Genomic DNA, 12,096 nt, shown 5'->3' on the forward strand with positions numbered 1-12,096 from the left:
AACGTCTCACTCAACTTGGTGTGACAATCACTTGTAGAAAACAACGTAGAATACTAAAAATCACATTTTTACTGGAGACTCCATTTCATGCCTTTAAAATTGGAAATTAGAACCGAGATTCCTGAATATAAATAGAAAGGGTTTACATTTATTAATTTATGATCTATACTATAATCAACTGGTTATAACCGCAAATTTTTATAGGAGGTGGCAAACATTCGTTGGATAAGCAAAGCAAGGTGCCATTGTATTTGCAATTAATGGAGGATATTATTAAGAAAATCGATGCAGAAGAATACCGAGAACACGAAAGGCTACCGTCTGAACGGGAACTGTGTGATCGGTTTGATGTAAGTAGAATCACGGTGAGGCAAACGTTACAGGAATTGGAACGAGAGGGATATATTTACAAGTTGCATGGAAAAGGCACTTTTGTTGGGTTGAAGACTTTTAATCAAAACTTGGTAAAAATGTACAGTTTTACAGAGGAAATGAAAACGTTGGGAAAACAACCTGCTACCCACGTCCTTTCCTTTCAAATAATTGCGGTAGATGAACGATTAGCTAGTAAAATAGATTTGGAACCGTTAGATGACGTCTACCAAGTGATTCGTTTGCGACTTGCTGATGATGAAGCCTTAATGTATGAAACATCGTACTTGCCAAAGCGTATTTTTCCGAACCTTACCAAGGCAGACTTTGACCAGCGTCCTATGTATGATATTTTCTTAGAAGATTATCAGATTGGTATAACTAAAGCAATCGAGCGTTTTTCACCAACAAGTGTCAGACAAAAGGAAGCTGATTACTTACAAGCTCCAATCGATCAACCAGCCATGCTCGTGAAACGTTTTGCTTATCATAATGACAAGTTGGTTGAATATACTGTTAGTGTGGCACGTGGTGATAAATTCGACTATACTGTAGAATTAACATAAGTGATGTAGCTGAATGCGATCAAATTCAAATGATCGTATTTTAAAGAACAAACTGGTAATGACAACATAACCATAAGATATGCGTGATGGAGGATGGCACATGTTTAATCTAACTAAAGAATTTTTAGAAAAGCACAAGGCAAATCATACAGCGACAGAAATAAAACAGCAGCCGCTAGCATGGCAGGAACTTGTTTCGATGATGTATCAACGGAAGGATGAGCTGAATGAGTTTATCACGTCCGTTTACCGAAAACACCAGCAAACCAGAGTTATTTTCACAGGTGCTGGTACATCAGCTTTCATAGGAGATATTCTATTACCGAAACTCCGTAAACAGACGGATGACCAGGTTCGATTTGAGGCTATTCCAACGACTGATATTGTTTCCAATCCGGAAGAATACTTGATCAAAGATATGCCAACGATTATGGTATCATTTGCCAGATCCGGTAATAGTCCGGAAAGTCTTGCATCTGTATCATTTGGAGAACAGCTGATTGATGACTTTTATCAAGTGGTTATTACATGCAACAAAGAAGGGAAATTAGCAAAAAAAGTTCGGAATAATGAGAAATCGGTCACAATTTTAACTCCAGAGAAGGCTCATGACCAAGGGTTTGCGATGACAAGTAGTTTCACATGTATGATGATGGCGACTTACATCTTGTTTACACCTAACGTATTTACGAGTAACGCTGCTAGACAAGTAATTGCCAATGCGGAACAATTGATGGATACCGTAGCGGTTCAAGTGGATGATATTTTACAGTTTGATTTTGACCGGATTGCCTACTTGGGTTCGGGGTCGCTAAGTCAATTATCCCATGAAGCATCGCTGAAAATGCTTGAATTGACAGCGGGAAAAGTTGCTGCAGTTTATGAATCTTCCCTGGGATTCCGTCATGGTCCAAAGTCTATTTTGAATGATTCATCGGTCGTTGTCCTGTTTATGTCACAGGACACTTATACAAGAAAATATGATATGGACATGTTGCGAGAACTTTCAGGTGACGATTCCAATATGAAAGTCATTGCCGTAACCGAAAAGAAAGATCCGATAGTAGAAGAACTTGCAGACTGGACAATAGCTGTGAATGCCAGCCAGAATGCATTTACAAATGATTTCCATCTGGCATTCCTCTATATTATTTTTGCCCAAGTTCTGGCAATGAAAAAATCTCTGCAATTAGGTATTACTCCGGACAATCCAAGCCCGAATGGTCGGGTGAACCGTGTAGTTCAGGGTGTTACGATTCATGAGTACAAAGAATAATGGGCAGGTCGTGTGGTGAGATTATGCTGCACGATTGAAGACAAATTATGATAGCGGTATCAAGAATGGTTAAAATAAAACATTAGGAGATGACAAAAATGGAACAAGGTCCAAATCTTTTAATCACAAGAATTGATAATCGGTTAATTCATGGACAAGTAGGGGTTACCTGGGCGAACCATTTAGGAGCAAATCTGGTGGTGGTTGCCAATGACGGAGTTGCTGGAGATGAAGTACAGCAAAATTTGATGGATATGGTGCTTCCGGATGTGATTCAAACACGTTATTTTACGTTACAGAAAACAATTGACATTATTCATAAAGCCGCGCCACGACAAAAGATATTCCTAGTTGTTCGTGATGTACATGATGTTCTGAAATTAAAAGAAGGGGGTGTGCCGATTGACCAGTTGAATATTGGCAATATGCACTTTGCTGAAGGGAAGAAACAAATTACTTCCACTATCTCCGTTGATGATGACGATATTCAGGCATTTAAAAAGCTGAATGAATTGGGTGTGGAGATGGATATGCGTGGCGTACCGACCGATCGAAGCCAGGATATTATAAAGCTCATTAGTTGATAAGATTGCTAGTCTATATCATTAGATAGGGAGGGAGAAGTTTATGTTACTGGAAGCAATTTTAATTGCTCTGTGGGCTGGTATTATCGGGATTGATATGTACGTAGGGCTGTTGCATATTCACCGTCCGGTTGTTACTGGTCTTGTTGTTGGTCTTATTCTTGGAGATGTGACAACCGGTTTAATGGTTGGAGGAACACTTGAATTAGTTTGGATGGGAATGGTTCCGCTTGCTGGTGCACAGCCACCAAATGTTGTTATTGGCGGTACAATTGGAGCAGCATTCGGTATTATCCTGGGAGTGGACGCGGAAGCTGCTGTTGGGATTGCGATTCCGTTTGCTGTAGCTGTGCAAGCTTTAATTACGTTATTGTTTACTGCGTTTGCACCTGTCATGCATAAAGCGGACCAGTATGCATTGGAGGCCAATTACCGAGGGATTGAGCGAATTAACTACATGGGAATAGGCATTCACTTTGTGTTTAATGCTACTATTGCCTTTCTACCAATCTATTTTGGTGCAAATACAGCCAGTGCAGTCGTTGAATCAGCTCCACAGTGGATCATTGATGGTTTCTCCATTGCTGGGGGGATTATGCCGGCGATCGGGTTTGCCATGCTGTTACGTATTATGATGAAAACAGAGTATATCATGTTTTTTATTGTCGGGTTTATCTTGGCGGCATATCTTGGATTACCAATTCTCGGTATTTCGTTAATCGGACTTGCGATTGCGCTGTATGATTTTTATCAAAACAAAAATAAAGGGAACGGTCCAACACCACCGAGAGAGGAGGAAATAACCGATGGCATCTAATAGCTATGTTTATCAAGATCCTAGTGAGGGTGAACAACTTACCAATAAACAGCTGAATGGACTTGCTTTTCGATCAATGCTTCTGCAGGCTTCGTTTAACTATGAGCGAATGCAGGCTGGAGGTTGGCTGTATTCCATTCTTCCCGGACTTCGAAAAGCGCATAAGAATAAGCAGGACTTAAGTAAATCAATGAAAGATCACTTGGAGTTTTTTAACACTCATCCATTTGATGTCACGTTTATTATGGGTGTTATCTTGGCGATGGAACGGACGAAAGAGGATCGGGAAGCCATTAGAGGCATCAAAGTAGCCACCATGGGCCCGCTCGGGGGTATTGGTGACGCCTTATTTTACCTAACAGCTCTTCCAATTGCAGCTGGGATTGGATCATCACTTGCGATAGATGGCAACATATTCGGACCGATCGTGTTTCTGTTGTTGTTTAACGCAATTCATTTCGGTTCCCGCTTTGGATTAATGCATTACGGCTATCGAACAGGCGTGAAAGCAATTGCGAAATTGAAAGAGGGAACACAAAAGGTATCCCGTGCCGCTTCGATTGTCGGTTTATCGGTTGTTGGCGGACTGATTGCAACCTATGTAGAATTTTCCATTGACTATACGTGGACACAGGGAGAAGCAGAACTTGATATCCAAAATGAAGTGCTCGATGAGATTATGCCGGCCCTTATTCCACTTGGTTATACCTTACTCATGTATTGGCTGTTAAAAAAAGGATTCTCCCCAATATGGCTGATTATTATTACTGTTGTTGTTGGTATAATTGGGTCAGGACTGGGAATTATGTCAGCAGGTGAATAAGAAAGGGAAGGCTCTTTTCACAGAGTCTTCCTGTGTGTGGAGGAGATTAAATGATTGGATTTGTATTGACCGGACATGGACCCTTTCCAGAAGGTGTTTTACAATCGGTGCAACTGATCACCGGCGAAGTTTCTCAGGTGAAAGTGGTTCCGTTTGAAACAGATACAATTAAATTACAAAATGAATTGGAGACGGCCATTGCGGAGGTAGATACTGGATCTGGTGTTGTTTGCTTCGCCGATTTGGCGGGGGGAACGCCATTCAATGTAAGCTCACGGATTGCCGTCGGGAAGGAAGCTGTACAGGTTATTGGAGGTATCAATACGCCTATGCTGCTAAGTGGATTTTTTCAGCGGGAGCAGGATCTGGACACCTTTGTGAATGCAGTTGTGCAGGAAGGTAAAGATAACATTAAACCTTTTGAAATGAACAAAAAAGAAAAAGCTGCGGATCATAGCAATGGCATTTAAACAGGGATGTTGAAGTGTTCGCAGTGGGGGAGTTTATAAATATGGAAGCAAAAGGAAGTATACACCATGAACTATTACGTAAAAGCAGATCATTTTTTACTCGAAACAGAAGAGCGTGAAGGTGGCTATTTGGAAAGACAGTGTTCGCTCATATGCAGAAGAAGGGCAAGAATCGCAATATCAATGGCTCGAAACAACAGGTTTGGAGAATTTAAATAAAGTGAAAAAGGCTATTAAGCATACAGCAACACCATGGACTGGGTTTATTGAGTAGGGTAGTAAAATGTAAAAACCAAGTTCAGTTAGAGTGAGCTTGGTTCTTACTAACTGAAGAATATCACATGCTTAGCCTGAGATATGATTATTCTGAAATATATTGGCCTATAGTGTATTGATTTTTATACAATTAAGAGTTTATTTAACAGAAAATATTAAACTAATTCGGTATAAAATTTACACCGATCTCCACGTACTATGGACTTACAAAATTCTACTGGTTTTTTTGATGGGTCATACGCTATTCTTTCTAATAACAAGGCTGGAGATCCAACCTCTACCTCTAAATGAAATTTTTCTTCTTCTCGTATTAAAGTAGGTTCAAATGTTTCTTTAGCAGAGTTTACGGATATATTGAAATTATTGTTCAATATATTGTATAGTGGGGTACACGCCACGAACTTTAATTTCTCCTCATTATTAATCAGTATTTTTGGTAAATAAGAACTTTCTAAAATAATTGGTTCATCGTTAGCATATCTTATCCTTTGTAACATGACGACTTGCTCTCCTTTTTCTATACGTAATGCTTTAGCTACTTGATGTGATGCCTCAATTACCTTTATACCTAACACAACATCTTTTGGTTTTAATCCTTTTTTACTAAGTACTTCACTAAAACTATAAAATGCAGATAGAGATTGTTCTATTTTGGGTAAGCTCACGAACGTTCCTTTGCCTTGGATTCGGTAAAGTATTCCTTCTTGAACTAAATCTTCAATTGCTCTTTTTGCTGTATTTCTGCTGACAGCAAACATTTCATATAGTTGATTTTCTGAATATATTTTGTCTCCCGGTTTCCATATTTTCTTATCGATCTTCTCTATAATATGTTCTTTTAGTTGCTGATATAACGGCACAAAGATTGATGTATCCAATTGAAACTTTTCCATATTATTTTTCTCCTTCAGTTATATGATATAAAGTAAAACTTCATTTAGTCAGAACTTCTGACACTTTCTATAATTTTACCAGATAAGCATAAAAGTTTATACATCTTGTTTGGTTATTAGAAAACGAGGCATTCGCCAACACTTTGGGCGAATGCCTTAGTAGCACTTATGCATTTTCTGCTTTCTATATAATTATTGCCATTTTTCTAATAAGGAATCACTTTTTTCTTTCAACATGCTAAATCCTTGTTCTGAAATCAACTGATTTTTCCTTTGGTGATTCAATAATTGTTTAAAACTATTCATGTGTTTAACAACTTTTTTGGCTTCTTCATTTCCTTCGTAATGGCTAACAGCTTCCAAATGCATCGTTAAGGAACGAACAGTGCTATTATCTTCAAATTCTCCTTCTTCGTTCAACTCTTCTACAAGTGACTTTATTTGAGCTGCACTGATCTCATCATCTTTGGGTTCTAATATATCTCCAATTTCATCAACTGTGTCAAAGGATGTGTTTAAAAGTAATGATCTTGTAATAGAGGCGTCAAACTCGGTATCTTCTCTTGCCTCTAATTTGACTGTGGCTATTGTTTCATTACCTTCCAATGTTGGCTGGGAACCTTTATTCGAGAGTGCCACCATCATTCTTTGTCCATTTTGTTTGGAATAATTCAACATATGTTTTGTGGCATCAGTTGGATTTATTCCGTCGTCTGCCAGTTTATATTTACTTGGATCAAATGTTAACTCTAAATTAAAAGCATTTATATCTTGCAGGTTATTTCCAATAATATCTACCGTGAACTCTTCTCCTTTTTCTAGTTGCAGTTTACTAGGTCTAACATCCAGTGATCCTTCTATTGACTCACCAGTTTCTTCAAGAGGTTCTTCGCCCAAGTGACTGGCTACATACATCAGGTCATAGGCGTCAATGACACCATTATAATTAATATCGCCTTTCATCACTTGATTCCAGGAACTATCCGTTTTGTCCACTCCCATATAACTTGCGAAGAAATTCAGATCATCTTCGCCTATTTCGCCTTCTGCTCCATCGGATATATTTTTTCCAACAACCCATCCCTCCGTTTTATTTTTCTTGTAAGGTCTGAATTCTCTTGCAGATCCGAAGTCGCCTACACTATCTGTGATTGTTAATTTTATGAATCGAGCGTGTACGGTTTCATCAAAATCAATCGTTTTAAGTTGATTGTTTGCCTCAAAGGAACCATCTTTAACGATATTTTTATACGTTTTGCCATCTAAACTGACATCTAAATCGTAATTTAAAATCGTTCCATTGCCAGCATCTATTCTAGGCAGATATTCAAATTTGTCTAAATCATAGGCAAGCTGCATATCGATTTCATATGTGTATGGTAGATTTGCCTCTCCCCATTCCGTATGCCATTGTGTATTTTCATCTCCATCTATTGCATTCTCGGCTTCTTCCCCTGATTGATAACTGCTTGCGGTTGCTGTCATATTTTCAGGTACATTTCGGAATGGGTCAAGTTCAGTTCTAACTTTTAGCTCTTCACTCCATTCTGAAGGCCCTTTTGTATTCACTGCTCGGACCTTATACGTATAGTCAGTATCGTAGTTTAAATCTGAGTGAGTAAAGTAAGGATCTTCGTCATTTTTCGTAAAGACGTTACTATGAATCACGCCATCTATCATTACTTCATATTGTACATTTTCATCTTCCACCTGATCCCACTCTAATTTGATTTCATCGGCAGTAACCTCTTCCTCATTAGCTCGTAAATTGGTTGGAGTTTCAGGAACTTCGTCATCTATTACTTCCTCTTTTGGAGTGTTATTAAAACCATCTACAGTTAATGAAATATCATTCGCAGTGATATCTGTTTTCTCTATTTTCACATATAGTTTTGGTGTTGTTATTATTTCGTTATCTTCAAACTCTGACCCTTCTGTCGAATATTTATTCAAATTCGGTTCTTCATTATAGAAGAACACGTTACTTGATTCTTCATATTCTTCTTCCGTTTTTACTTCTGTTAAATCAATTTCTTCATCACCTATATGAACAGTTAAATCTTCAGGTTCTTGTTGTGTATTTACAATAAACTCTGTACCTCTGTCTTTAATTATGCCATCATATCCGTTTCCTTTCGCTTTATCAACGGTTATAACAGCTGTATCTTCTTCAACAATGGAAGTGATCTTCGTTCGCATATTTTTATTATCTTTATAATCCACACTCTCACCATCATCTTCATACATGGTGAACTCCGATTCTCCTTCTGGGTATATATCAAATATTCTATTTTCCGTACCATCTAACTCATCAGGTGAGTTGTTTTCCGGTGCCATTGGAATAATTGCACCATTTTTTACAAATACAGGGGTCTTCCATAGTGGAGCTTCGAAATTATGAATCACGGAACCGCCCTCATATTGCTCACCTGTAAAATAGTCTATCCAAACTTGATCCTCATCTGGAAGGTATATTTCATCTCTTACCCCTGCTTCATGGTCGCTTTCCTTATAAACAGGAGCAACTAAAAGATTAGGACCCCACATATACTGATATTGCGTTTCCGTTCCATACGTATATGGATCATCTGGATATTCAAGCATCATCCCTCTAACCATTGGCATAGACTCAGACGTTGATTCTTCAGCAATCGTATAATTATACGGAAGCATTTGTGACTTCAATTTCAAATACAACCTATTTATGGAAGCATATGGCTCACCATAATTCCAAGGGGTTTTCTCGTGTGTATAATCGTCACCACTTGAAGCCCAACCATCCATATCTAACTGCGTAGGAGTAAATGTTTTCCACTGGAAATCTCTAGTTTGAATGACTTCATCTCCACCAAATATGCCATCCATGTCTGAACCGACATTTGGGTTACCTGATAAACCTGCTCCAATGTAAGTTGGGATATGCATTCTTATATATTCCCAGTTGCCACCATATTGATCACCCGACCAAAGACTCGCATATCGCTGAGTGCCTGCCCAACCATTTAATGAAACGATGAAAGGACGAGCTCCACCAGAGTTTTCTTCTTTGGAAATACCTTCTGCAGCTAGTCGTGTAGCATCTAATGCCATGGAATAGCCTGGACCAACCCAAGCAACATCTGTTTTAATCGCTCTAACGCCAGCTTGAATTTCACCGTCGAGGTCTCTGCGCAATGGATCATCTTCTGGTAAATCGGGGTCTGGCTCAAGTTCACTTTCTGTCCATAAGCCTGTTTTAACATTTTGCTCATTTGCTGCAGTAGTAAATTCTTCTAAATTATCTAACCCATCATATCCACATCCATAGCCGTCATTGGGTGTGAACCAACCCAGGGGCATATCATTCTCCATATAGCTATTCAACGTGTTAAGTCCATCTTCCATAAGTGATCGATTATCACCATGCCCATTATGTTCACCATTAAAACAATCTAAATGTCCTACATAAAAGGCATATTCTGGTAAGAGCGCGGGTTCTCCCGTTAATTCTGTATATTCATCGATGATGTTAGGTATAGAATCTTCGACAAAATAGTAAGCATCGTATCGCTCTTCAGAATGCTCAAATGTAGCAGTTTTGGAAAAGTCATAAGTTCCTGGCTGGAAGGTATTACGCATAACACCATAACCATCAGTGCTTAAGTAGAATGGCACAGGACTTGACGCAGCCCCCGCATCCCAGCCGCCACCAACTGAAATATTTATAGTTTCATTTTTATGGGAATAGTATCCGTTTTGTTGGCCACCACCATAAAAATACTCATTTTCACTTGTCGATAATGTTTGTACTGTGTTGTTGCTCTCATATTTAAGTGGAGCGGCCTCTTCCCAAAGAACTTTAGATTGATTTTTATCATACAAGCTCATTTTAGAAGTTTCTTTTTCAATTCTTAGTTCTACTGCTTCTGTAGAGATCTTGAAAAGCTCAGAATCCTCATCAATATCTACTTTTATGGAACCATATTCATCACTGTATTCGCTTTCATTTTTGTCAATAATTTTAGTTTCGTGATCTGGACTATTGGGTTCAGGGTAATCCGGGAATTCTTTGTCTGGATCTAAATGAAAACGAAAAAGGTTATCTTTTAAAAAGGTTACCTTTATCCCTTCGCCTGTGGATAAGTCTATATACACTTCCTCGTTATCTACCGTGATGTCTTCTATCGTACCAATAGTTCCTTCTTCCTCTTCAGCTGCATTTACGCTGCTCCCACCAAGTGTTACTGTGGGAATTATTACTAATAGTAAATAACCTATTACAAATATACTCATTATATTTGTTAGTGACCTTAGATGATACGTATAATTTAGCATTAACCTCCACATCCCTCGTTTACAATTATTGTTTCGTTTCCAATTCACTCATGAACAAGTCCTGTCCTCACAATAAATTATCTGCATTAAAATTCGATCAATGATGCACATTACTCACTCCTTTATTACTTTACAAAGACAAAATCTTTCTTTATTTTTACATTTGTCATTGAAAGTATGTAATCTATTACTGTTTAAATTGTATGGTTAATTGGTTGATGGGTCAACCCAACTTATTCCTTATTTTCAGAAATTTTATATAACGTTTTGAGTAAATAGTACTAAGATAGATGACCTGGGTTTGGATTTAAAAAATGAGCCTCCTTTTAGTAAAGATATACAAACAAAGTCATGTATCTATCCAATGCGTAACTTTTACTTGGTAAATGTGAAAATATGAACAAAAAGTGAATTTGAATAAAAGGTATTGTAAAAATAGCGATTTCATATTACAATAACATTATAGAACAAAATAAAACATTTTCGAACATTTTAGGAGGTGTTCTTCTGAAAGAAGCAAGGCATCAACAAATTCTTCAATTAATAGATGATAGGGATTTTCTAAAAGTAAATGAAGCAGCTGAATTATTAGATGTTACTGAAATGACGATTCGACGTGATCTTGTAAATTTAGAAAAACAAGGATCAATTGTGAGGGTTCATGGAGGTGCTAAGAAAATCCCGGAAGACGAGTATATTGAATTGTCTCATAAAGAAAAGGAAACCTTAAATGTTGAAGAGAAGAAATATGTTGCCAAGAAAGCAGCTGAATTAATTAAAGATAAAGATATCGTATTTATAGGACCTGGGACAACAACGGAAATGATTTACGATTATATTGATGTAAATACAGCAAACATTATTACGAACTCTATCTCTATATTTAATCGCTTTCAGGGAGATACTAGATTTGAAGTAATTCTCATCGGTGGCAGACTACGTGAAAGAACCAAAACTTTTGTTGGTTATTTTACGCGAAATTGGATAAAGGATTTTAAGGTTCAGAAAACGTTTATTGGAACAAATGGAATCTATGAGGAAAAAATAACCACCGCAGATGAAGAAGAAGGGTCTATTCAGCAGACCATTTTAAATAACTCAAAAAATAATTACGTAGTGTCTGACAGCAGTAAATTTGGTATTGAAGCATTTCAAGTAATATGTCCCATTCAAGATGTTACAGCTATAGTTACAGATCAACAAATTCCAGCAAAAATTGAAGAATTTTATAAAGGTAAGTGCAAAATAATTAATTAGGAGGGTCATGTATGAAGGTTGTTATCGGTAGTGATCGTAATGGATTCGAATTAAAAAAAATATTAAAGACGTATATCACTAATTTGGGTCATGAAATAATAGATGAAACGCCAGAAAAGGATTTAGATCTATACGAAGCCACTACAAAAGTTGCAAAAATTATCCAGGAAGAAAAAGCAGATCGAGGTATTATTATTGATGAATATGGCGTTGGATCATCCATTACAGCTAATAAGTATAAAGGTATCATTTGCGCAAATGTGTTTGATGAACATTCGGCTACAATGACCATTAGACACAATAATGCATCCATCATTAGCATTGGTTCTGGAATTGTGGGTCCTATATTAGCCGAAAAAATAGTTGAATCTTTTCTAACAGCAGAATATGACGGTGGCAGGCACCAAGTTAGAGTAGATATGTTAAATAAAATGTGCTAAGGAGTGAA

11 protein-coding genes are annotated in these 12,096 nt (G+C 37.6%); 9 read left to right on the top strand and 2 right to left on the bottom strand.

The genetic code is table 11. The features are described 5' to 3' along the window. Positions 1-221 precede the first annotated feature (221 nt). The 7 genes from KFZ56_RS07250 to KFZ56_RS07280 all read left to right on the top strand — a co-directional run bounded on the left by KFZ56_RS07250 (position 222) and on the right by KFZ56_RS07280 (position 5,182). On the top strand, positions 222-938 hold the full coding sequence (locus KFZ56_RS07250) for a GntR family transcriptional regulator (protein ID WP_255584907.1): 717 nt from the start codon (positions 222-224) through the stop codon (positions 936-938). A gap of 100 nt (positions 939-1,038) precedes the next feature. Beyond that, positions 1,039-2,214, top strand: a complete 1,176-nt coding sequence (locus tag KFZ56_RS07255) for an SIS domain-containing protein (RefSeq protein WP_222641204.1) — start codon at positions 1,039-1,041, stop codon at positions 2,212-2,214. Positions 2,215-2,312: 98 nt separating this feature from the next. After that, the gene (gene agaV / locus KFZ56_RS07260) at positions 2,313-2,798 is read left to right on the top strand and encodes a PTS N-acetylgalactosamine transporter subunit IIB (RefSeq protein WP_222641206.1); all 486 of its coding nucleotides are present in this window, start codon (positions 2,313-2,315) and stop codon (positions 2,796-2,798) included. 43 nt (positions 2,799-2,841) lie between these two features. Continuing rightward, positions 2,842-3,615 (top strand): PTS N-acetylgalactosamine transporter subunit IIC, encoded by a 774-nt coding sequence (gene agaW / locus KFZ56_RS07265; RefSeq protein ID WP_222641208.1) that lies wholly within the window; start codon positions 2,842-2,844, stop codon positions 3,613-3,615. Further along, on the top strand, positions 3,605-4,438 hold the full coding sequence (locus KFZ56_RS07270) for a PTS system mannose/fructose/sorbose family transporter subunit IID (RefSeq protein WP_222641209.1): 834 nt from the start codon (positions 3,605-3,607) through the stop codon (positions 4,436-4,438). The genes agaW and KFZ56_RS07270 overlap by 11 nt, the downstream gene beginning before the upstream one ends. A 50-nt stretch (positions 4,439-4,488) precedes the next feature. Beyond that, a complete protein-coding gene (locus KFZ56_RS07275) occupies positions 4,489-4,908 on the top strand; it encodes a PTS sugar transporter subunit IIA (protein WP_222641210.1) in 420 nt (139 codons plus the stop codon). A gap of 121 nt (positions 4,909-5,029) precedes the next feature. Next, positions 5,030-5,182, top strand: coding sequence for a hypothetical protein (locus KFZ56_RS07280; RefSeq protein ID WP_222641211.1), 153 nt, complete (start codon positions 5,030-5,032; stop codon positions 5,180-5,182). 157 nt (positions 5,183-5,339) lie between these two features. Here KFZ56_RS07280 and KFZ56_RS07285 read toward each other — a convergent pair whose 3' ends face one another. Together KFZ56_RS07285 and KFZ56_RS07290 are read right to left on the bottom strand one after the other, a co-directional pair. Next, positions 5,340-6,077 carry a GntR family transcriptional regulator gene (locus tag KFZ56_RS07285; protein ID WP_222641212.1) on the bottom strand — a complete coding sequence of 246 codons (738 nt, stop codon included), beginning with the start codon at positions 6,075-6,077 and terminating at the stop codon, positions 5,340-5,342. Positions 6,078-6,269: 192 nt separating this feature from the next. Beyond that, positions 6,270-10,391 (bottom strand): discoidin domain-containing protein, encoded by a 4,122-nt coding sequence (locus tag KFZ56_RS07290; protein WP_255584910.1) that lies wholly within the window; start codon positions 10,389-10,391, stop codon positions 6,270-6,272. 531 nt (positions 10,392-10,922) lie between these two features. Between KFZ56_RS07290 and KFZ56_RS07295 the strand changes: the two genes are divergently transcribed. Together KFZ56_RS07295 and lacA are read left to right on the top strand one after the other, a co-directional pair. Next, the gene (locus KFZ56_RS07295; RefSeq protein ID WP_309228345.1) at positions 10,923-11,648 is read left to right on the top strand and encodes a DeoR/GlpR family DNA-binding transcription regulator; all 726 of its coding nucleotides are present in this window, start codon (positions 10,923-10,925) and stop codon (positions 11,646-11,648) included. Between the two features lie 11 nt (positions 11,649-11,659). Continuing rightward, on the top strand, positions 11,660-12,088 hold the full coding sequence (gene lacA / locus KFZ56_RS07300) for a galactose-6-phosphate isomerase subunit LacA (RefSeq protein ID WP_222641213.1): 429 nt from the start codon (positions 11,660-11,662) through the stop codon (positions 12,086-12,088). Positions 12,089-12,096: the final 8 nt, after the last annotated feature.

This window comes from Virgibacillus sp. NKC19-3 (assembly GCF_019837165.1).
GTDB classification, from domain to species: Bacteria; Bacillota; Bacilli; order Bacillales; family Amphibacillaceae; genus Virgibacillus_L; species Virgibacillus_L saliphilus.